The 20,761-nt window shown below is 68.7% G+C and carries 17 protein-coding genes; 6 read left to right on the top strand and 11 right to left on the bottom strand.

The features are described 5' to 3' along the window. Positions 1-475 precede the first annotated feature (475 nt). The 3 genes from CTP10_RS27535 to CTP10_RS27525 all read left to right on the top strand — a co-directional run bounded on the left by CTP10_RS27535 (position 476) and on the right by CTP10_RS27525 (position 2,982). Positions 476-937 carry a tripartite tricarboxylate transporter TctB family protein gene (locus CTP10_RS27535; protein ID WP_116319468.1) on the top strand — a complete coding sequence of 154 codons (462 nt, stop codon included), beginning with the start codon at positions 476-478 and terminating at the stop codon, positions 935-937. Between the two features lie 13 nt (positions 938-950). Continuing rightward, positions 951-2,453, top strand: a complete 1,503-nt coding sequence (locus CTP10_RS27530; RefSeq protein WP_063237226.1) for a tripartite tricarboxylate transporter permease — start codon at positions 951-953, stop codon at positions 2,451-2,453. A 220-nt stretch (positions 2,454-2,673) separates the two neighbouring features. Next, complete coding sequence (locus CTP10_RS27525) at positions 2,674-2,982, top strand: helix-turn-helix transcriptional regulator (protein ID WP_116319469.1); 309 nt, start codon at positions 2,674-2,676, stop codon at positions 2,980-2,982. A gap of 20 nt (positions 2,983-3,002) precedes the next feature. On the opposite strand, the gene CTP10_RS27520 is transcribed toward CTP10_RS27525, so the two are convergent. The 9 genes from CTP10_RS27520 to CTP10_RS27480 all read right to left on the bottom strand — a co-directional run bounded on the left by CTP10_RS27520 (position 3,003) and on the right by CTP10_RS27480 (position 13,427). After that, positions 3,003-3,371 carry a VOC family protein gene (locus tag CTP10_RS27520; RefSeq protein ID WP_116319470.1) on the bottom strand — a complete coding sequence of 123 codons (369 nt, stop codon included), beginning with the start codon at positions 3,369-3,371 and terminating at the stop codon, positions 3,003-3,005. A gap of 223 nt (positions 3,372-3,594) precedes the next feature. Next, a complete protein-coding gene (locus CTP10_RS27515; protein WP_116319471.1) occupies positions 3,595-4,377 on the bottom strand; it encodes a DUF4397 domain-containing protein in 783 nt (260 codons plus the stop codon). Positions 4,378-4,756: 379 nt separating this feature from the next. Then, the gene (locus tag CTP10_RS27510; protein ID WP_367395062.1) at positions 4,757-5,803 is read right to left on the bottom strand and encodes a response regulator; all 1,047 of its coding nucleotides are present in this window, start codon (positions 5,801-5,803) and stop codon (positions 4,757-4,759) included. A gap of 82 nt (positions 5,804-5,885) precedes the next feature. Next, positions 5,886-6,929, bottom strand: a complete 1,044-nt coding sequence (locus CTP10_RS27505; RefSeq protein ID WP_116319472.1) for a chemotaxis response regulator protein-glutamate methylesterase — start codon at positions 6,927-6,929, stop codon at positions 5,886-5,888. Then, positions 6,926-9,235, bottom strand: a complete 2,310-nt coding sequence (locus CTP10_RS27500) for a hybrid sensor histidine kinase/response regulator (RefSeq protein WP_116319473.1) — start codon at positions 9,233-9,235, stop codon at positions 6,926-6,928. The genes CTP10_RS27505 and CTP10_RS27500 overlap by 4 nt, the downstream gene beginning before the upstream one ends. Further along, positions 9,232-10,008, bottom strand: a complete 777-nt coding sequence (locus tag CTP10_RS27495; protein ID WP_116319474.1) for a chemotaxis protein CheW — start codon at positions 10,006-10,008, stop codon at positions 9,232-9,234. The genes CTP10_RS27500 and CTP10_RS27495 overlap by 4 nt, the downstream gene beginning before the upstream one ends. After that, positions 10,001-11,287: a CheR family methyltransferase gene (locus CTP10_RS27490; protein WP_116319475.1), complete on the bottom strand. Its 1,287-nt coding sequence runs from the start codon at positions 11,285-11,287 to the stop codon at positions 10,001-10,003. The genes CTP10_RS27495 and CTP10_RS27490 overlap by 8 nt, the downstream gene beginning before the upstream one ends. Next, a complete protein-coding gene (locus CTP10_RS27485) occupies positions 11,284-11,757 on the bottom strand; it encodes a chemotaxis protein CheW (protein ID WP_116319476.1) in 474 nt (157 codons plus the stop codon). Before CTP10_RS27485 ends, CTP10_RS27490 begins: the two co-directional genes overlap by 4 nt. A 53-nt stretch (positions 11,758-11,810) precedes the next feature. Continuing rightward, on the bottom strand, positions 11,811-13,427 hold the full coding sequence (locus tag CTP10_RS27480; protein WP_116319615.1) for a methyl-accepting chemotaxis protein: 1,617 nt from the start codon (positions 13,425-13,427) through the stop codon (positions 11,811-11,813). A gap of 319 nt (positions 13,428-13,746) precedes the next feature. On the opposite strand from CTP10_RS27480, the gene CTP10_RS27475 reads away from it, so the two are divergent. The 3 genes from CTP10_RS27475 (at position 13,747) to CTP10_RS27465 (ending at position 18,947) form a co-directional block, all read left to right on the top strand. Next, positions 13,747-15,075 (top strand): putative bifunctional diguanylate cyclase/phosphodiesterase, encoded by a 1,329-nt coding sequence (locus tag CTP10_RS27475; protein ID WP_116319477.1) that lies wholly within the window; start codon positions 13,747-13,749, stop codon positions 15,073-15,075. A 324-nt stretch (positions 15,076-15,399) separates the two neighbouring features. After that, positions 15,400-18,285 (top strand): DUF6600 domain-containing protein, encoded by a 2,886-nt coding sequence (locus tag CTP10_RS27470; RefSeq protein ID WP_116319478.1) that lies wholly within the window; start codon positions 15,400-15,402, stop codon positions 18,283-18,285. A gap of 74 nt (positions 18,286-18,359) precedes the next feature. Further along, positions 18,360-18,947, top strand: coding sequence for a J domain-containing protein (locus tag CTP10_RS27465; protein WP_116319479.1), 588 nt, complete (start codon positions 18,360-18,362; stop codon positions 18,945-18,947). Between the two features lie 19 nt (positions 18,948-18,966). Here CTP10_RS27465 and CTP10_RS27460 read toward each other — a convergent pair whose 3' ends face one another. Continuing rightward, positions 18,967-19,437, bottom strand: coding sequence for a DUF1801 domain-containing protein (locus tag CTP10_RS27460; protein WP_116319480.1), 471 nt, complete (start codon positions 19,435-19,437; stop codon positions 18,967-18,969). 125 nt (positions 19,438-19,562) lie between these two features. Continuing rightward, the gene (locus CTP10_RS27455) at positions 19,563-20,735 is read right to left on the bottom strand and encodes an ABC transporter substrate-binding protein (protein ID WP_116319481.1); all 1,173 of its coding nucleotides are present in this window, start codon (positions 20,733-20,735) and stop codon (positions 19,563-19,565) included. Positions 20,736-20,761 lie beyond the last annotated feature (26 nt).

The raw sequence follows: 20,761 nt of genomic DNA, 5'->3' as shown, positions 1-20,761 counted from the left end.
CTTGAGATCTGCTCAAAGCCCCCAGGAACAATCAGGCATCCAAAACTGAAAGCCATTCGAAAGATCAACCTGTCATCCTGCCACCGCTGGTACTCCCTCCCAGCACACGCGCCTGTACATGCAAGCGCGTCTTAACGGCCGCGCCTTGCCCTGACGCAAGCGCGCGCGCCGTCTTATTCGCCAGGCCAAAATCCCCTCAGTTCTGCCTGCGCCGACGAGCCCTTCCACAGCAGAAGCAATGCGAACAAATACATCACAGAGTGATGTATTAACTCACGCGCAGCTATCAAAAAAGCCCCTTGTTTCAAGGCGTATCGGTAAATACCCCTAAACCAAGACAAATGAAAGGCACCTGAAAGATCACCTCTTTAAGGTTCGATCCAACCGTCGGGAACCATGCCTTTCGCATGCCGCGTTGCGCCAGAGCCGGCGCACGTCCCGGCCTTGCTTTTCATGAACTTCGAGGAGAATCGTTTTGCGCATACGCAGCCAAAAGGACTTTGCCTCCGGCCTGATGTTTATCCTGGTCGGTCTGGGCTTTTCCTGGGTCGCACGCGGCTATTCCATGGGAACGGCGGCGAAGATGGGGCCCGGATATTTCCCCTTCCTGTTGGGCCTGGTGCTCGCCGTGCTGGGCGCGGTGGTGCTGCTGGGCTCGCTCTCGTCCAAGGGTGAGGAAGACCATCTCGCCCGCTGGGACCTGAAGACCCTGCTGTGGATCCTGGGTTCGGTCGTGCTGTTCGGGTTGCTGCTCAAGCCGCTCGGCATGGTGCTGTCCGTGTTCGTGCTGGTCCTGGTGTCGTCGATGGCGAGCCATGAATTCAGCTGGAAGGGCGCGCTGCTCAACGGTGTGGTGCTGGTGCTGATCAGCCTGGGCGCCTTCGTCTACGGCATCAACCTGCAGATGCCGGTGTGGCCGGCCTTCATTACCGGCTAAGGAGTCGCACACCATGGAATTGTTTGACCATCTTGCGCTGGGCTTTTCCACAGCCCTGTCGCTGCAGAACCTGGCCTATGCCTTCCTGGGCTGCGTGCTGGGTACGCTGATCGGCGTGCTGCCGGGCCTGGGGCCGCTGGCTACCATCGCCATGCTGCTGCCGATCACCTATACGCTGCCGCCGGTGGCCGCGCTGATCATGCTGGCCGGCATCTACTACGGCGCCCAGTACGGCGGTTCGACCACCGCCATCCTGGTGAACCTGCCGGGTGAATCGTCGTCGGTGGTGACGACCATCGACGGCTACCAGATGGCAAGGCGAGGGCGAGCGGGGGTGGCGCTGGCCACCGCCGGCCTGGGCTCGTTCTTCGCCGGGTGCGTGGCCACGCTGATCCTGGCCGCATTTGCCACGCCGCTGTCGGAGATCGCGTTCAAGTTCGGCCCGGCCGAGTACTTCTCGCTGATGGTGCTGGGCCTGATCGGTGCCGTGGTGCTGGCCTCCGGCTCGCTGCCGAAGGCGATCTCGATGATCGTGCTGGGCCTGCTGCTGGGCCTGATCGGTACTGACGTGAATTCGGGCGCGGCGCGTTTCTCGTTCGACGTGCCGGAACTGACCGACGGTATCGACTTCGTGGCACTGGCCATGGGTATGTTCGGCTTCGCGGAAATCATCGCCAACCTGGAGCAGAAGGAAGCCCGTGAGACCTTTACCAACAAGGTCACCAACCTGTTCCCGACCAGGGAAGACTTCAAGCGCATGATCCCCGCGGTGCTGCGCGGCACGGCGCTGGGTTCGGCGCTGGGTATCCTGCCGGGCGGCGGGGCGGCACTGGCATCGTTCGCGGCCTACTCGCTGGAGAAGAAGACCTCCAAGTTTGCGCACGAGTTCGGCAAGGGCGCGATCGAGGGCGTGGCGGGTCCGGAATCGGCCAACAACGCCGCGGCGCAGACCTCCTTCATCCCGCTGCTGACGCTGGGCATTCCGCCCAACGCGGTGATGGCGCTGATGGTGGGTGCGATGACCATCCACAACATCCAGCCCGGCCCGCAGGTGATGACCAGCAACCCGGCGCTGTTCTGGGGCCTGATCGCCTCGATGTGGATCGGCAACCTGATGCTGATCATCCTGAACCTGCCGATGATCGGTATCTGGGTGAAGCTGCTGACCGTGCCGTATCGCTTCCTGTACCCGGCCATCCTGACGTTCTGCTGCATCGGCGTCTACTCGGTCAACAACCAGACCTTCGACGTGTTCATGGCTGCCGGCTTCGGCATCATCGGCTACCTGTTCCTGAAGTTGAAGTGCGAGCCCGCGCCGCTGCTGCTCGGCTTCGTGCTCGGGCCGATGATGGAAGAGAACTTCCGCCGCTCGCTGCTGCTGTCGCGTGGCGACTTCACCGTGTTCGTGACACGTCCGCTGTCGGTCGGCCTGCTGATCGCGGCTGCCGCACTGGTGGCGGTGGTGGCCCTGCCGTCGATCAAGGCCAAGCGCGAAGAGGCGTTCCAGGAAGAATAGCGTCGCGCGCCCCCGGGATTGCGCCGTCGGAACGGTTCACCCGAGACGGCGCATCACAACGCAAGCGTTTCGGGGTGCCTCTGTGCACCCCGTTTTTCTTTGGACCGCGGCCCCTGGCCGAAGCCGGTCCGCCGACAAGAGAGTGCCCGACTGCGGCAGCAGTCATGGGCTGCGCATGATGATCAGGATTCCCGCACCATCGGGTGCGCCGACAGCGCCCATGAAACCGCCAACATTTGACCGGTTTTTCTCACGTATCTACGTCCTGAAGCTCGTGCAGTCGAGCCCTGCGACGGTCCTGAACCTGGTCGAGCGCCTGCGCGAGCGGGGCATCGACAAGAACATCCGCTCGCTGCGCCCGGTGCTGCGCAGCCTGATGATGGCGCGTGCCATCACCGCCGAACTGGTGGAAGGCAGCGGCCGTGTCTACTGCATTACGGAGCGCGGGCGCGCCGAGCTGGAGCAGTACATCTCGCACCTTGCGGTGCTGAAGGCCGAGCTGGCACCGGAGGAGGGCGAGCAGGGCTGACGGGCAAGCCCTTCTGCTCGTCATTCCCTCGTAAAGATCTCCAGGAAATGCTTGCTCGGGTCTTCGAAATAGACCCGGCGCCCGCCATCGTCGGTGTTGACTTCTTCTGGCCGCCGGCGGTACGGGTCGGCCCAGTACATCAGGTTGCGCGCGCGGATGCGGGCAAAACTCTGGTCGAACTCGGCATCGCTGAGCAGGAAGGCATAGTGTTGCAGGGCAACATCGCCTTCGGCGTCCATGAAGTCCAGGGTGACGCCGTTGTCGAGCCGGACTCCGAGAAATGGCCCGAACGGCACCGCCTCGGGGCGTCCGAGGATCTCGCAAAGGAAGTCGGCGGATACCTTCTTGTCATGGGAAAACACGATGGTGTGGTTGAGCTGGATGGCCATGTCTCAATCTCCCCGAAGGATGTGTGCAGGAAGCAGCGCGCGAATTGCCGCAACGGGCAGCGTCGCCACGCACGTTCCCCCCATAGCGTACAGGCTCGGCACCCGAATGTCGTCAGTCGCGGCCGGACCGAGTGCATGGAATGAAAGCAGGCCGGTCCTGTGGACCGGCCTGCAGCGCTTGCCTGCGCGCATGGCACAGGCAAGGGGATGCTTGCTTGTTGCGTTATTGCGTGACCAGCTCCAGGCCGGCCTGCGATTCGTCGTTGCCACGCGCCACCAGCACCTTGATCTTGTTCGGCACGGTTGCGCCGATGCCGTCGACCGGAATGGTGGTGATCAGCCAGTCGGCGTTGTTGTCCAGCGTCAGCGCGCCGGAATCAAAGATCACGGTCTTGGTCCCTGCCGCCGTGATGCGCAGGCGATAGGTGCCGCCGTCCATGTCGACCGAGTCAACGCCTGAAGCGGGCGCTGCCTGCTTGTACCCCACGTTGCTAAAGTTCGGACCCACCGAGTTGATATCGATCGCCGGCATGGTCAGGTAGAAGTCAACTGCCTGGGCATTGAACGAAGCGTTCAGCGTGCGCACGCGCGCCTTGTTGGACAGCAGGCCCTTCTCGAACGGATCATCGATCTGCAGCACTTCGGCCCCCGTGGCGCCAGGCAGGGCAACCACCGTGTACTTGTGGCCGGTCGCTGCCGTCACGACTGCGCGGCCGAGTTCGGTCTGCGTGCCAGCCGTGTTGAACGAGATCAGCTGGTTGCCGGTTTCAACGTTGAAGTAAGTCGAGACGAACTTGTACGGCTTGTTGGTGAAGCTGGTCAGCGCGCCGTTCTGCCGGATGTCGACGTTGGGACCGCCGGTGACCGCATGGATCGCGCGGATGGTCGGCTTGCTCAGGCCGACGCGATCGTCGATACCGTCATCGCCGCCGCCGCCGCAGGCGGACAGGATTGCCGTTGCGGCCAGCGCGAGGCCGAGGATAAGGCTGGTCTTGGATCGGAACATGGGTCACCTCTTACCGTTGGATTCAGAGACGATCTGGCCCATGCCGCGGGACGGGAGCGCCGATAGCGTGGCCAGTTGGCTTTCTGCGTGGGTTGCAGACGCGTTGAAGAACGCGCGTGCCGTGATGCAACGATAGGTATGAAGGGTGGTGCGAGACAGGCGCGCGGTTCCGAATTCCCTGTCGGAGGAATCCCACAAGCCACAGTGCCCAAAATCCGTCCGAAATGCGGCAAAGCGTGAGCGGGCATAGGGTGGCGGCTGGCGGCCCGACGCGCAGGCTTGTGCGGGCCCGCGGCAACTACTGTGTAACCGGTTGTTGCAAGGGGCGAGGCGCCAGATTGACGCCGTCATTAAGGCAATGGTTTTGGCGCGATCGGACTCATCCGTGCGGCAGCGACATCATGACCTGGTTGCGCCCGTTGCGCTTGGCCTGGTAAAGACCCGCATCGGCGACTTCCACCAGCCGGCTCGACGGCTCGCCGGCCTGCGGTACCAGCAGCGCGCCGCCGATGCTGACGGTCACGCAATCGCTGGTGGGCGAGCCGCTGTGCGCGATGGCAAGGCCCTGCACCGCGCGGCGGACTTTCTCGGCCAGCAGCCGCACGCCGCCGGGCGAGGTGCCCGGCAGCACCATCGCGAACTCTTCGCCGCCGAAGCGCGCGGGCAGGTCAGAGGGCCGCGCGCAGTTGTCCTTGATCACCGCGGCCACGCGCCGCAGCACGTCGTCGCCGGCGACGTGGCCATAGGTATCGTTGTAGGCCTTGAAGGCGTCGACATCGATCATCACCAGCGCCAGCTGCGTTTGCTCGCGCTGCGCGCGACGCCATTCCGCACCGAGGTACTCGTCGAAGTAGCGGCGATTGGAGAGCCCGGTGAGGCCGTCCGAGTTGGTCAGCCGCTGCAGTTCCAGGTTGGTTTCGAGCAACTGCTGCTGGCTTTGCCGCAGCGCACGGTAGGCTTCGTCGCGTTGCAGCAGGTTCAGGTACGAGCGCGAGTGGTAGCGGATGCGCGCGATCAGCTCGATGCTGTCGGGCAGCTTGACCAGGTAGTCGTTGGCGCCGGCGGCGAAGGCCGCGCTTTTCATCGAGGCCTCTTCCTTGGTCGACAGCACGATGATCGGGATATCGCGCGTGGCGGCGTTCTCGCGATAGTGGCGGACCAGCGTCAGTCCGTCCACGCCCGGCATGACCAGGTCCTGCAGGATCACCGTGGGGCGGGTGCGCTGCGCCACGGCGACGGCCTCGTCGGGCTGCGAGCAATAGTGAAAATCGATGTCGGGCTCGGTGGACAGCGCACGGCGCACCGCTTCGCCGACCATGGCCTGGTCGTCCACCAGCAGCACCATGACCTGGTAGTCCTGTGTGGTGCCAGGCGTGGCAGCCGTGGCGGCCGCATTGGGTGAAGAGGCAGGGTATTGGGGTTGCATGCTGTAATCCTGGGTATTCGGTCCCGCTGCCGGGCGGGATGTCGTCGAACGGTCTGGTGGCGCTCAGCGTGTTCAGGGGCGCTCAGGGCAAGGGAGACGGCATGGGGGCCGGCAGGCCGCTGCGCCCGCATGCCTGCACCAGCCGCGGCGCGATGCGGTTCAGCGGCAGGATCTCGGCGGCCGCGCCGATTGTCGCCGCCGCTTTCGGCATGCCGTACACCGCGCTGGTGGCGCGATCCTGTGCGATCGTCAGGAAGCCCCGGTCGCGCATCGCTTTCAGGCCGAGCGCGCCGTCGCGGCCCATGCCGGTCAACAGCACGCCGACCACGTCGCCGCGCCAGTGTTCGACCACGCTTTCAAAAAAAACATCGATGGAGGGCCGGTACAAGTAGTCGCACGGCTGCTCGGTATAGACCATGCGCGTCGGGCTGGCCAGGCGCAGGTGGTCGTTGGTGCCGGCCAGCAACACCGTGCCGGCCTGCGGCGTGTCGCCGGCGCGGGCGATGCGCACCGGCAGCGCGCACTGGCCATCGAGCCAGTCGGCCATGCCGGCGGCAAAGGCCTCGTCGACGTGCTGCACGGCCACCACCGCCGCGCCGAAGTCGGCCGGCAGCGCGCCCAGCAACGTCGCCAGCGCGGCGGGGCCGCCGGCGGAAGCGCCGATCGCTACCAGCCGCGGCGCGGTCAGCGCGCGCGGGGCGGCTTGCAGTGTGTGCTGCGGGGCCACGCGGCCCGCCAGCAGCCGGCCGATATTGCGCATCTTGCGCAGCAGCGGGCCGGCCGCGAGCTGCGCATCGGCTTCCGCCAGCGTGGGCGTATCGACCGCGTCGATGGCCCCGTGTCCCATCGCGTCGAACACCTGCGCGGCATTGCGGCCGAGATCCATGGTGACGACCACGATCGCGCAAGGCGTGGCCGCCATGATGCGGCGCGTGGCCTCGACGCCGTCCATCACTGGCATCAGCAGGTCCATCAGGATCAGGTCGGGCGTGCGGGCCGCCGCCATCTGCACGGCCTGTTCGCCGTCGCCGGCGACCCAGGCGACCTCGAAGGCGGGGTCCAGCGCGATGGCGCGGCGCAGCGCGGCGACCGCGAGCGGGGAATCGTTGACGATGCCGATTTTCATGAGCGTGCCTCGCCGATCAGGTCCTGCACCGCGTCGAGCAGCGCGGCGTCGTGGAAACTGCCCTTGGCCAGATAGTAGTCCGCGCCTGCTTCCAGGCCGCGCTGGCGGTCCTGTTCGCGGTCCTTGTACGACACCACCATCACCGGCAGCTGGCGCAGCGCGGCATCATGGCGGATCCTGCTCACCAGCTCGATGCCGTCCATGCGCGGCATGTCGATGTCGGTAATGACCAGGTCGAAGGGCTCGGCGCGCAGCACGTTCCAGCCGTCCATGCCGTCGACCGCCACCGCGACATCGTAGCCGCGCCCGGCCAGCAGCTTGCGCTGCAGCTCGCGCACGGTAAGCGAGTCGTCCACCACCAGCACGCGCCGCGCGCGCGACTGCACGCTGGCTTCGGCGGCCTGGCGCACGCCTTCGATGCGGCCTTCGGAGACCAGCTTCTCGACCGAGCGCAGCAGGTCCTCCACATCGAAGATCAGCACTGGCGTGCCGTCGTCGGTCAGGCTGCCGGCGGCAATGTCTTTCACCTTGCCCAGCGCGGCGGGCAGTGGCTGCACCACCAGCAGCCGCTCGCCCAGCATGCGGTCGACCGCGATGCCGTAGGTGCGTTCGCCCTCGCCGACGACGATCACCTGCACGTCGTCGTGCTCGGGCGCGGCGCTCTCCGGCCGCTGCAGCACCTGCGCCGCGCTGACCAGGCCGACGGCGCGGCCCTCATGGCGGAAATGCTGGTGGCCTTCGGTCTGCTCGATCTGCGCGCGCCCGACCGCGGTGGCGCGCAGCACGCGCCCGAGCGGGAAGGCATAGGCCTCGCCCGCGACCTCGACCAGCAGCGTGCGCACCACCGACAGCGTCAGCGGCAGCTCGAGCTGGAAATGCAGGCCCTGTCCGGGCTGCTGCGTCAGGCGCAGGCTGCCGCGCACGCGTCGCACCATCTCCTGCACCGCGTCCAGCCCCACGCCGCGGCCGGAGACGTCCGACACGGTGTCGCGCATGCTGAAGCCGGGCAGCAGCAGGAAATCGAGCAACTCCGCTTGCGACAACCGCGCCGCGGTGTCTTCCGAGGCCAGGCCGCGGCGCACGATCGCGCGCCGCAGCGCGTCCAGGTCCACGCCGGCGCCGTCGTCGAAGATCTCGATCACCAGCCGGCCGGCGTTGTGGCGCGCCTGCAGCGTGACGCGGCCTTCGGCGGGCTTGCCCTGTGCCTGGCGCACCGCGGGCGGCTCGATGCCGTGGTCCACGGCGTTGCGCAGCAAGTGGGCGAGCGGGGCGTCGAGCGCTTCCAGGATGTCACGGTCGACCTGGGTGCCGGCGCCGACCAGTTCCAGGTGCACGGACTTGCCCAGCGTGCGCCCCAGGTCGCGGACCATGCGCGCGTAGCCGGTCAGGCCATCCGCCAGCGGGCGCATGCGCGAACCCAGTGCGCTGTCGTAGAGCCGGCGCGCAAGGCGCGTGGCACGGTGGTCGTACTGGTCGAATTCATCGGCCCGCCGCGACAGCTCGCCATGCCCGTCGTCGAGCAGCTGGCGCAACTCGGCCAGCGCCGCGCGCGCGCCGGCGTTGTCCCCGAGCGTGTCCTGCAGCGCGTCCTGCAGCGCGTCGGCGACGCGAAGGGCGCGCGCCTGCTGGCGCCTGGCCTTCTGCAGCGCCTGGCTGAAAGGCCGCAGCCAGTGCGATTCGACCATGGCCTCGCCGGACAGCGCCAGCAGCTGGTCCAGGGCATCGGCACTGACGCGCAGCATGCGTTCCTGCGCCTCGCCGGCGGCGGTCGGCTGCGGCAGGGTCTCCACTGCCTGCGGCCGCGGGACGGGTGCGGATGGCGCAGGTGGCACGGCGGGCGCGTCGCCTGCCTGCACGGTCGAGGGCGCGGCCATCGGAGCGGTGGCAGGCGGCAAGGCCAGGCCGCCGTCCAGCGTGCCCAGCCGCTGCACCACCGCATCGATCTCGGCGCGGCCGGCAGCGTCGGCCCAGCCTGGATCGCCGCCGGGCGGATGGCCGATGCGCAGCAGCAGGTCGGTACCCTGCAGCAGCGCGTCGATGTGCGCGGCGGCCAGCGGCATGCCGCCTTGCGCGGCCACCAGGCAGTCTTCCATCGCGTGTGCGATGCGCACGCCGGCATCGAGCCCGACGATGCGCGCTGCGCCCTTGAGCGAATGCGCCGCGCGCATGCACGCTTCCAGGTGCTCGGCGGCGGCCGGGTTGCGTTCCAGCGCCAGCAGCCCGGCGTTGAGGATCTCGGCCTGCGATTCAGCCTCGAGCGCGAACAGCTCGAGCAGGGAGGCGTCGCGCAATTGTTCCGGGTTCATGCCAGGCTCCGTGCCAGGGCCTGGCGCAGCAGGGTCGCGTCGAGCAGGCCGACGCTGCGGCCCTGGTCCAGGAACAGCGCCTGCGAGTAGTGCGCCGACGCCCGGCCCAGCGTGGCCGGCAGCGGCTGCAGCGCGGGCCTGGCCACGCGCACTACGCCGGATACTTCGGCCACCGGCAGCGCAAGCGCGGCGCGGCCCTGCCCGAGGATCAGGAAGCGGCTGCCCGCGGCCTCGCCGGCATCGACGGTAGCGGGCCTGGCACTGCCGGTGCCGGCGCCGGAGCCAAACAGCCGTGCCAGCGACAGGCACACCAGCAGGTTGCCGCGCACGGCTGCCAGGCCAAGCACGGCGGCATCGCGGCGGTGCGGCAGCGAATGCACCGGGCACGGCGCGGTGACTTCGCCCAGCGCCGCGGTCGGCAGCGCCAGCCATTCGTCACCGATGCGGAAGACCAGGCACGACAGCGCCGTGCCATCCCCGGTGTACGGGCCGTCTGCTTCCGCGGCGAGCATTGCCGCGTCGGGCAGTGAATCGGCGAGCTGGTCCAGTTGCTGCGCATCCAGCAGCATGGCAGCGGCTTGCGCGTAGGTGGGGCAGTTGCGGCAGTGCGCATGCTCGGCCAGCGCCGGGCAGGAGCCGTCGCCGCGCACGCCGATGCGGCGCCAGCAATCGTCCACCACGATGGTGGCCGCGGAGGTGTCCGCGAAGTTGCCTGAGGACCCCGAGAATGTGCCCGAGAAAGTGCCCGAGAAAGTGCCTTGCGGTTCAGCCATGATGCTTGCGGGTATGGCGTTGCGCGCGGTGGCGCAGGCGCATGGCGCCGTCGTGGTCGCCTTCGGTGTCGAGCAGCGCGGCCAGGTGATACAGGCTTTCCTGGTGCGACGGGTCCAGGTACAGCGCCTTGCGGTAGGTGGCGTGCGCCTGCGCGGTGCGGCCGGCGGCGTCGTGCAGCACGCCCAGCATGCACCAGGCACCAACGGCGCCGGCAGTCGTGCCGATGCGCTCGAGCAGCGCCTGGCAGGCGGCGGTGGCGGCCTCCAGCTCGCCGCGGTCGGCCATGGCGGCGATGCGGACCAGTTTGGCGGCGTGTGCATTGGCAGGCGGGGTGGGTATGGCGGGCCAGGCAGCCACCGTGGCCGGACGCGCGGGCACCGGCCGGGCTGGCACCGGCGCGCGCGGCAGGCGCGGCGGAGCGGCCATCCTCGCCACCTGCGGCGGATGGGCGGTAGCGGCCGGCGCCGCGTGCAAGGGGACGGGCGGCGCCGGCTTGCGGAAGGCAAAGGTCAGCGGCACGCCCACGGGCACCAGCCCCTGCGCGCTCAACAAACTGGCCTCGGCCGGACCGACGAAGAGCAGGCCGTCGGCCATGGTCAGCCGCGCCAGCATCTGCACCGCGCGCCGCTGGTCGGGCGCATCGAAATAGATCAGCAGGTTGCGGCAGAACACGAAGTCATAGGGCGGCTCGCCGGCGAGCAGGTTGGCATCGAACAGGTTGCCCTGCAGCAGCCGCGCCTGCGCACGCACACGCGGGTCCAGCGCGTAGCCGGCGGGGCTGGCCGTGAAATAGCGGTCGCGGAAGTCGAGCGGTCCGCTGCGGAAGGCGTTGGCGCCGTACTCGCCCTGGCGCGCGCGCGCCAGCGCACGCGCGCTGATGTCGACGGCGTCGACGCGGAAGCGCGCCGCGGGCACGCCGGCATCGAGCAGGGCCATGGCAATCGAGTAGGGCTCTTCACCAGTGGAGCAGGGCAGGCTGAGCACGCGCAGCGTGCGCGTGCCGTTCGCAAAAACGCGCTCGGCAGCGAAGCGGCCAAGCTCCAGCAGCGCTTCGCGGTGCCGGAAGAACCAGGTCTCGGGCACTACCACGGCCTCGATCAGCGCCTGGAACTCGCCCGCGGTGCCGTGCAGCAAGTTCCAGTAAGCCTGCGTGTCGGCCGCCTGCACCGCCTGGCTGCGCTCGCGCACCGCGCGTTCCACCGCGCCGCTGCCAATGGCATCGGCGTCCAGGCCGATGCGGGCCTTGAGCAGGGCCTCGATGTGCGTGGCAGTGCTCATGCTGGGTCTCCGGACGTGTCGGCGAACAGCATCGCATGGATTTCGTCTGGCAGCAGGGCGTCGATGCGCACCCACTGCACCAGGCCGCGCGCGTCATGGCGCACCGGCCCCAGGTAGCGCGGGCTGGCGCCCGCAATGCCGCCGTCGACGAAGGATTCGGCCGGGCAGCGCAGCATCTGCGTGGCGGACTCCAGCCGCAGGCCCAGCAGCCGGGGCGCCGCGGTGCCGCGATGGCGGTAGTAAACCAGCACCGTGCGCGTGCTGGTGCGCAGCGCCGCCGGCACGCCGGTGGCCAGCGCGGGCAGGTCGATCACCGGCACCGGCTGGCCGCGGCGCTCCATCATGCCGGCCACCCAGGGGGGCGCGCCGGGAATCTGCTTCAGGCGCGTCAGCGGCAGCACCTCGGCGACCTCCGCCGCATCGAGCGCGTAATGGTCGGCGCCAAGGCGGAACAGCAGGAAGAGCTTCATGGTCGCGAGGCGGAAAACATGGCAAAGGCAGCGCGGCAGGCCGACGTGGCCGCCTAGACCTTGAAGCGCGAGACGCCGCTGCGCAGGTCGTTGGCGACCAGCGTCAGCTCGTCGATGGCCTGGCTCGACTGGCGCAGCGAGTCGACCGTCTGCTGCGCGGCCTCCGACAACTGCATCAGCGCCTGGTTGATCTGCTCGGCGCCCCCGGCCTGTGCCTGCATGCCTTCGCTGACCATCACCACGCGCGGCGCCAGCGACTGCACCTGCGCGATGATCTGCGACAGCTGGTCGCCCACCTGCGTCACCTCCGACATGCCGCGGCGCACTTCCTCCGAGAACTTGTCCATGCCCATCACGCCGGCGGCCACGGCCGACTGGATCTCGCGCACCATCTGCTCGATGTCGTAGGTGGCCACCGCGGTCTGGTCGGCCAGGCGGCGGATCTCGGTGGCCACCACCGAGAAGCCGCGGCCGTACTCGCCGGCCTTCTCGGCCTCGATCGCGGCATTGAGCGACAGCAGGTTGGTCTGGTCGGCCACCTTGGCGATGGTGGTCACCACCTGGTTGATATTGCCGGCCTTCTCGTTCAGCGTGGCGAGCTTGCCGTTGACCGAGCCGGCGGCTTCCATCACGTGCTGCATGGTGCCTTCCATGCGCGACAGGCCCACCTGCCCGGTGCCGGCCAGCCCGGCCGCCTGCTCGGCGGCGCTGGACACCTCATGGATGGTGCGCACTAGGTCGCGCGCGGTAGCCGAGATCTCGCGCGAGGTGGCGCCGATCTGCGTGGTGGTGGCGGCGGTCTCGGTGGCGGTGGCCTGTTGCTGGCGCGCGGTGGCGGCAATCTCGTTGACCGAGGTGGTGACCTGGATCGCGGTGCGCTGGGCCTGGCCCACCAGCGAGGTCAGCTCGCCGGTCATCTGGTTGAAGCCTTCCTCGACCTCCAGGAACTCGTCCTTGCGGCGCAGCGCCATGCGCAGGCGCAGGTCGCCGCCACGCATGCCGGTGAGCAGGCCGACGATCGACTGCATCGGCACGGTGATCGAACGCAGCAGCAGGTAGCCGCAGACCACCGCGACCAGCAGGGCGACGACCAGCGCGGCCTCGATGCCGATCTTGGCCGCGTTGACGGCGTCGTCGATGCCGCGCGCGGCGCGTGCATTGACCGCGCTGTTGTCGTCGACCAGGTGCTGGGCCGCCTTGCGCGCGGCGATCCAGCGATCATGCACGTTGCCGCGCAGGGCAGCTACCGCGGCCGCGCCGTTCCAGTCGCCGGGCTGGACCAGCACCTGTGCGGCCTGTTCATACTGGGCGCGCAGGTCGCGGTAGGCCTGGAAGGCGACCCGGTCGTCGCTGCGCGTGATCGAATCCTCGTACTGCTGCTCCAGCTTGTCCAGGCGCGCGGCGGCATTCTGGCTCTCCTGCTGGAAGCTGCGCCGCTCGGCGTCGCCGGAGGCATTGATGGTCTGCCAGGCGAGCACATAGCGCTCGCCCCAGACGCCGCGGATGCCGGTGCTGTAGTTCAGCCCCGGCAGCGCGTCATGCAGCATCAGCGTGGTTTCGCGCTCGATCGCGGTCAGCCGCGTGTACGCGACCACGCCCATCAGGGCCATGACCAGCAGGATCATGGAAAAGCTGGCCAGAATGCGGGTGCGGATGGTCCAAGCGTTCACGGTGAAGGTCCCGGTTATGTTCTTGTTCAGGGTGGGGCAGTGGCTACGGAGCACAGGCTCCGGGGAGCGGCCATTGCCCGCATCGCCGCGCCCAGGGCGGCTTCCGGCGGCACGGCCGCTGGCACTGCCCTGGTGCGCGGTAGGGTACTGTAAGCCGGATGCCGATTCAACGCGCAACGGCGCGGCGGGCTCGCCAGCGTTGCGCCGCCGCATTGGGGTTTCGGCAGCCGGCGGGAACTTCTTGATTTTTTCCAAGTTTTCGTCACACTTGCTAAATTGCTAGCGGGTAACAATGTCGACAATTACAGATGGGGCAGGGATGGTGGCCAAGTCCGGCGCGAAGGCGGCTGGCGCCTCGCCAGGCTCGGATCTCGATCCGCTGACCGGCGTTGACAATCGCCAGGGGTTTCTGAAGCGGCTGGAGGCGCGCCTGCAGGCTGAGGCAGTGCCCCGCTGCGCATTGCTGCTGATCGGCATCGACGATTTCCGTGCCTTCAACGATATGCACGGCCATGTCGAGGGCGACGTCATCCTGCAGCGCGTGGCCCGGCGCCTGCGCGACGCATCGCCGCGCGATGCTGCCATCGGCCGCGTCGGCAGCGATGAGTTCGGCGTGCTGCTGCCTTCCATTTCCGATCCCACGCTGGTCCGGCATGTTGGCGCGGCGATCCTGTCAATGCTGTCTTCCCCGCATGAGCACGCCGGGCGCCGCCACCATGTGCTGGCCAGCATCGGTGCCTGCGTGATCCCCGCTGCCGGCGAACAGGGCTCTGACGTCCTCGCCGCCGCGAGCCTGGCGCTGGCCCGTGCCAAGCACGATGGCGGCCGCACCATCCGCTTCTTCAAGCCGCAGATGCGCTCGGACGTGACCGCCCGGCTGTCTCTGGTGCAGGCCCTGCACGAAGCCTACGCGCAGCGCCAGTTCGAACTGCTGTACCAGCCGCAGGTAGACCTGCGCGACGGCCGCATCCGCGGCGCCGAGGCGCTGATGCGCTGGCGCCATCCGACCCGGGGCCTGGTGGTGCCGGCGCTGTTCATCGATGCGCTGGCCGCCAGCAGCATCGCCAGCGATGTCGGCATGTGGCTGCTGCAGACCGCGTGCGCGCAGGCGCGCGCCTGGGCACTGGCGTTCCCGCAGCCGCCGCGCGTGGCCATCAACCTGTTTGCCGCGCAACTGTCCGAAAGCCGCCTTCTGACCGAGGTGCGCCACGTGCTGCGCGCGCTGGAGCTGGCACCGGAATGCCTGGAAATCGAGATTACCGAGACCATCGCGCTGCAGCAGGGCGACGAAGTCTCGGACCAGTTGCAGGCGCTGCGCCGAGACGGCGTGACGCTGACCTGCGACGATTTCGGCACCGGCTATGCGTCGCTGAGCTTCCTCAAGTCGTTCCCGGTGGATCGGCTGAAGATCGACCAGTCCTTTATCCGCAATGTCACCCAGGATCCGGTCGACGCCGCGATCGTGCGCTCGGTGATCAACGTGGGCAAGAGCCTGCACATCGGCGTGGTTGCCGAGGGCGTCGAAACCACCGACCAGCGCGACTTCCTGCTGGCCAACGACTGCTACGAGGCCCAGGGCTACCTGTATGGGCGGCCGATGCCGGCCGACCGCGTGACCGAACTGTTGCGCCAGCAGCAAGGCGGCTGAATCCGCCGCCGGCCAGCAGCCGGCATGCGCCGGGCTTGGCCATAGCGGCAATAGTTGTTTCCACCTTTGACGGCCGGCGTGCCGCCGCGCATCGCCGGCCGCCCGCCTTCCCGCCCGCCGCCTGCCTCGCGCCCGGTTGCGCCGCGAGCCGCCATGCCACATGGCGAAATACGCGCTTACAAAGTCCGCCGCGCGGGCCGTGCTGCCTGGCTTCCCGGCAATGTATGGTGACAATAGGATGGCGCGTTGCCATTGGCTTCGCCGATCGGCCTCCGATCAGTGGGCCCGCGCCGCATCCGGAGCGTCTTGTCCCGACCTGAAATCATGTCCGAATCCGTCCAACCTGGTGGTACCCGCCCGCTTGCCGGGCCGCGCAGCCGGCTCGCCCTGACCACGCTGGCCGCCGCGGCCGCCCTGGCGGTGGCGGCTGCTGCACTGGCCCAGGTGCCGGCACCCGGCCAGCCCTACCTGGACGCGCCGGTGGCCGACGCCGCGGTCGCGCAGGCCGACCCGTCCGCCCGCATCGCCACGCTGACCGCGGTCGAAGGCAACCTGAGCTTCGCGCCGGCGGGCTCGGATCAGTGGGCCGCCACGGGCCTGAACCGGCCGGTCACCACGGGCGACCGGCTGTGGATGGACGCCGGCGGCCGCGCCGAGCTGCATGCCGGCACGGTCGCCATGCGCATGGGCGGCGCCACCGCGGCCAGCATCCTGAACCTGGACGACGACACCACGCAGGTCAAGCTGACGCAGGGCACGCTGCAGGTACGCGTGCGCGCGCTGCCGCAGGACCAGACCGTCGAGATCGATACCCCCAACCTCGCCTTCGTGCCGCGCGAACCGGGCGACTACCGGCTCGACGTGGCGCCGGACGGCAGCACCACCACGGTGACGATGCGGCATGGCAGCGCCATGGTCTACGGCGACAGCCGCTCGATCGAACTGCAGCGCGGCGACCGCATGCGCTTTGCCGGCACCGACCTGGCCGACGCCGGCGGCGGCCCCGTTGCCGACGACGGCTTCGACCGCTGGACCTTGGCACGCGACGCGCGCGAAGACGCGTCGCCGTCGGCCCGCTACCTGCCGCGCGAAATGCCTGGCTACGCGGCGCTCGATGACTACGGCGACTGGCAGGAAGAACCCGCCTATGGCGCGGTCTGGTTCCCGCGCGCCGTCAGTGCAGGCTGGGCACCCTACAGCGTCGGCCACTGGGCCTGGGTCGCGCCATGGGGCTGGACCTGGATCGACGATGCCCCATGGGGCTTCGCCCCGTCGCATTACGGACGCTGGGCCTATGTGGGCACGCGCTGGGGCTGGGTGCCGGGCCCGCGCGTGCGGCCGTGCTACTCGCCGGCCGTGGTCGCCTTTGTCGGCGGTGGCGGCGGCGGGCACGGCTGGAGCGGCGTGCATGTGGGCGGCGGCCCCGGCGTGGCGTGGTACCCGCTGGGCCCGCGCGATGCCTACCGGCCGGCATACCGCGCCAGCCCCAGCTATGTCGCGCGTATCAACCGTGTCACCGTCAACAACTTCGTGATGGGCGACCGGGGTCGGCCCGCGCCCTACGCCAACCGCAACGTGCCTGGCGCCATCACCGGCATGCCGGCGCGCAATTTTGTCGAGGGACGCCCGGCGCGCGGCATGCATCGCGCCGAATGGCGCAACCTGCCGGCGGGCGAGGCACGCGGTGGCCCGCCGGTGGCGCCCGTCAAGAACAGCCTGGTCGGCGCCGCGCCGGTGCGGCAACTGCCGCCACAAGCACGACCGGGCTTCGAGCGCCAGGCGATCGCGGCGTATCCCCCGGGACGGCCCGCCACCGACGACCTGGCCCGCCGCTTCGCCCGCGAGGGGGGCGTCGTCCCTGGCGCGGGCCCGGCCTGGCGTGGCGGTGCCGAGCAACGCCCGGGGCGGCCGGGGCGCGAGGCGCAGCGGATGCCAGACGTGCGCATGAGCCAGGCAGCCCTGGCCGCACGCGAGCAGCAGCCGCGCGCCGGTCGGCCAGACCCGGGTCAGGGCCCGGATGGCTGGCGCGGCAATGGCCGCGGACAGAGCGCGCGTCCCGACGACGCACGCGGCTTCGCCGGCCAGCCCGATGCGCAACGGCAGGCGCAGGCCATGCAGCGCGAACAGCAGCGGCAGCAGCAGGAAGCGACGGAGCGCCACCAGCAGGAACAGCAGCGCCAGTGGCAAGGCCAGCCGGGCCGCGAACAGCAGCAGGCGCGCGAACAGCAGCGGCAGCAGCAGGAAGCGATGGAGCGCCACCAGCAGGAGCAGCAGCGCCAGTGGCAGGGCCAGCCGGGCCGCGAACAGCAGCAGGCGCGCGAACAGCAGCGGCAGCAGCAGGAAGCGATGGAGCGCCGCCAGCAGGAACAGCAGCGCCAGTGGCAGGGCCAGCCGGGCCGCGAACAACAGCAGGCGCGCGAGCTGCAGCGCCAGCAACAGGAGGCGGTGGAGCGGCGCCAGCAGGAACAGCAGCGCGCGCAGCAACGCCAGTGGGCGGACGGACAGGATCGCCCCGATACGGCGCGCCAGTCGCAAGAGATGCAGCGCCAGCGTTTCGAGCAGCAACGCCAGATGCAAGAGGCGCAGCAGCGTCAGGCGCAGGACGCCCAGCAACGCCAGATGCAGGAAAGCCGCCAGCGCCAGGCGCAGGACGCGCAGCGCCAGCAGCTGGACCAGCAGCGCCAGGCGCAGGACGCGCAACGCCAGCAGATGGACCAGCAGCGGCAGGCGGGCGAGCAGCAGCGTCAGCAGGTGGAGCGCCAGCGCCAGATGGCCGAGCAGCAGCGTCAGGGCCAGGAGATGCAGCGCCAACGCTTCGAGCAGCAGCGGCAGATGCAAGAGGCGCAGCAGCGCCAGGCCCAGGAAGCCCAGCAGCGCCAGGCGCAGGCGGCCCAGCGCCAGCAGATGGAGCAGCAACGGCAAATGCAGGAACAGCACCGTCAGATGCAGGAGCAGCAACGCCAGCAGGCCATGCAGCGCCAGCAGGCAGAGCAGCAGCAACGCGCCGCGCAGGCGCAGCAGCGGCAGATGCAGGAGCAGCAGCGGGCGATGCAGGAGCAGCAGCGCCATCAGCAGGAGCAGCAGCGGCAGATGCAGGACCGCCAGCGCCAGCAGCAGGAACAGCAGCGCCAGCAACAGCAACAGCAGCGCGCCCAGCACGACCGTGGGCAGATGGAAGCACGCAATCGTGACGGCGACAGGCGCCAGTAGCGGCGGTGGCCCACCGAGGGGTCACCGTGCCGTGCTAGCATGAACGCCAGCCCAGCAGCGCTCCCCATCGGCCCATGACCACTCTTTACGCGACGTTAGGCGTCCAATCCGACGCTACCCTTGACGAGATCAAGCAGGCGTACCGGCGCGCCGCCATGAAATGGCACCCGGATCGCAACCTCGGCCGCGAGGCCGAGGCGCACGCGGCGTTCCAGGACATCCGCGACGCCTACGCGATCCTGTCCGACGCCGAACAGCGCCAGATCTACGACGAAGTCTTCGAGCGCGAGATGCGCCGCTGGCAAGCGGAGCAAGACGCACAGGAAGAGCAGGAGCGCGCCGTACAACGCGAGGCCCAGCGCGTGGCGCAGGAGCAGTACGAGAAGATGGTCGCCATCGCCATGCGCTTTGCCGACGACGGGCACAACCGCGATGTCCTTTTTGGCGTGCTGCTTGGCCGGGATTGCGAGGCGGAACTGGCGGCACGTATCGCCGACAGTGTTTCGGCCTTGCAGGCATCGCGCCGGGCAAGCGCGGCCGCTGCGCAAGCATCCGAGGCGGAGGCCGCAACGGCGTCGGGCCACGAGGCCCCCGAGCGGGCCAGGCGCCAGCCCGGCGCCTTCGATTCATTCTGGCACGGCCTGTTCGGCGTTCGCTCGTAGCGGCAGCGCACGCGGGACGCTATGGGGTCCAGCCCGGCAATGCCGACGCCTGCCGGATCCAGCTCGCCAGCTGTTCTTCGTCGATAGCGTCCTGCTCGCGGATATCGAGATAGCGCGTGTCCGGATCCTTGGACTCGCCGGGCGGCAGGGGCTTCAGCGCCGCGCCGCGGAAGAACGCCACCTTGATGTATTTCGTGAAGCAATGAAAGCTGAGGAACCAGCCCTGGCCCTCGATGCCATAGAAGGGCGAGTTCCACCGCACCGCCTTGCGCACGTCGGGGGCGTGACGCACGATCAGCGCGTCAAGGCGGCGGCCGACGTCGCTTTTCCAGCCCGGCATGGCCGCGATATATGCCTGCACCGGCGCATCGCCGTCGGCCTTGGCGATCTGGGGATTGCCGCCGGAGAGCAGGCGGGGCCTTCCGTCGCCGCCCTTGTCAGCGACCTTGCTTGCGGCTTTTGCCGGCTTCCTGGGAGTCTGGCTGGCCATCGGCTTCCCTCCAACTAAGACGCACAAGCACGGATCCTATCGGCTGGCCGCCCAAAGAAAAAGCCCTGCAGGCCACGCGGCCTGCAGGGCTTCACCGGCGCGGCCGGTCCGCTTAGTTGACTAGCTTACTTGGCCAGCTCGGACAGGCGCACCTGCGAGATCTTGCCGTTCTGCACCCAGCCCACCACGGTATCGGCCACCGAGCCGCCCTTGGCGTCGATGCCGTCGACCTCGTTGGGATTGACCTCCTTGGCCAGCCCCTTCACCGCGTCGGGCATCTTCGCGCGGATCGCCGCGGCATCGCTGGTGGTGCCGGCCAGCTTCATGGCGCCGGCCAGTGCATAGACCATGGTGTAGTTCAGCGACATCTCGGTGGTCGCATCGCGCCCGTCATGCAGCTTCTTGTACTTGCCATTGAATGCCTGCGCCGCCGGGCGGTTGTCGTTGACCAGCGGCAGCACGCCGATCGAACCCTCCAGCATCGCCAGCCCGTTGGTGACCCTGGCCATCTCGTCCATCTTGGCCTGGTCCATCACGATAAAGCCGCCCTTGAAGCCCAGCTCGCGTGCCTGCTTGACTACCAGCGCGGTCGGCTCCGACGGTCCGCCGACGAACATCACGTCCGGCTTTTCGCTGATGGCGCGCGACACGCCACTGTAGAAGTCAGTGGCCTTGGTGTACGACATCGGATTGTTGGCCACCACCTTGCCGCCCGCCGATTCCCACGCCGGCACGAAGGCCTGCACCCACGCCTTGGCGTAGTCGTGGTCGGCCGGCGTCAGCGCCACGTTCTTGCCATAGCGCTTCATCTGCGCCTTGATGAACGGTTCGATGTAGCCGGTGTATGCCGGCGGGATACGGATGGTCAGCTTGTTGCCGGCATCGGTGATGCGCGGCACGCTGGAATAGGCCATCACCAGGAATTTTTCCTGCTCGTTGAACGCCTGCAGGGCGAAGATGCCGCCCGAGTGCGGCACGAAGACCGCCGCCGTCTTGTGCTGCTGCACCAGGCGGCGGCCGTTGATGGCGGCTTCGGCGGGCGAGTACTTGTCGTCCAGCGCCACCACTTCCAGCTTGACCTTCTTGCCCTTGACTTCCAGGCCCGCGGCGTTGATCTCGTCCACAGCCATCTGCACGCCCGACAGCACGTTCTTGCCATACAGCGCAGCGCCGCCCGAGAGCGGGCCGGTATAGCCGATCTTGACGACTTCCTGCGCCAGCGCGGCGCCCGAAGCCAGCATCGCGGCCACGGCGGTGGCGGCCAGCGGGATGATGCGGCGCATGATCTTGCTTTGCATTGCTATGTCTCCTGAAAGTACTGCGC

The organism is Cupriavidus sp. P-10 (assembly GCF_003402535.2).
Lineage (GTDB): Bacteria > Pseudomonadota > Gammaproteobacteria > Burkholderiales > Burkholderiaceae > Cupriavidus.
The sequence above is the reverse complement of the archived record's forward strand: the minus strand, read 5'-3'. Positions and strand labels throughout refer to the sequence as shown.

Coding starts and splice junctions, on each gene's coding strand:
- CTP10_RS27530 (WP_063237226.1), top strand. CDS start 951: ATGGAATTGTTTGACCATCTTGCGCTGGGCTTTTCCACAGCCCTGTCG.
- CTP10_RS27525 (WP_116319469.1), top strand. CDS start 2,674: ATGAAACCGCCAACATTTGACCGGTTTTTCTCACGTATCTACGTCCTG.
- CTP10_RS27520 (WP_116319470.1), bottom strand. CDS start 3,371: ATGGCCATCCAGCTCAACCACACCATCGTGTTTTCCCATGACAAGAAG.
- CTP10_RS27515 (WP_116319471.1), bottom strand. CDS start 4,377: ATGTTCCGATCCAAGACCAGCCTTATCCTCGGCCTCGCGCTGGCCGCA.
- CTP10_RS27510 (WP_367395062.1), bottom strand. CDS start 5,803: ATGCAACCCCAATACCCTGCCTCTTCACCCAATGCGGCCGCCACGGCT.
- CTP10_RS27505 (WP_116319472.1), bottom strand. CDS start 6,929: ATGAAAATCGGCATCGTCAACGATTCCCCGCTCGCGGTCGCCGCGCTG.
- CTP10_RS27500 (WP_116319473.1), bottom strand. CDS start 9,235: ATGAACCCGGAACAATTGCGCGACGCCTCCCTGCTCGAGCTGTTCGCG.
- CTP10_RS27495 (WP_116319474.1), bottom strand. CDS start 10,008: ATGGCTGAACCGCAAGGCACTTTCTCGGGCACTTTCTCGGGCACATTC.
- CTP10_RS27490 (WP_116319475.1), bottom strand. CDS start 11,287: ATGAGCACTGCCACGCACATCGAGGCCCTGCTCAAGGCCCGCATCGGC.
- CTP10_RS27485 (WP_116319476.1), bottom strand. CDS start 11,757: ATGAAGCTCTTCCTGCTGTTCCGCCTTGGCGCCGACCATTACGCGCTC.
- CTP10_RS27475 (WP_116319477.1), top strand. CDS start 13,747: ATGGTGGCCAAGTCCGGCGCGAAGGCGGCTGGCGCCTCGCCAGGCTCG.
- CTP10_RS27470 (WP_116319478.1), top strand. CDS start 15,400: ATGTCCGAATCCGTCCAACCTGGTGGTACCCGCCCGCTTGCCGGGCCG.
- CTP10_RS27465 (WP_116319479.1), top strand. CDS start 18,360: ATGACCACTCTTTACGCGACGTTAGGCGTCCAATCCGACGCTACCCTT.
- CTP10_RS27460 (WP_116319480.1), bottom strand. CDS start 19,437: ATGGCCAGCCAGACTCCCAGGAAGCCGGCAAAAGCCGCAAGCAAGGTC.
- CTP10_RS27455 (WP_116319481.1), bottom strand. CDS start 20,735: ATGCAAAGCAAGATCATGCGCCGCATCATCCCGCTGGCCGCCACCGCC.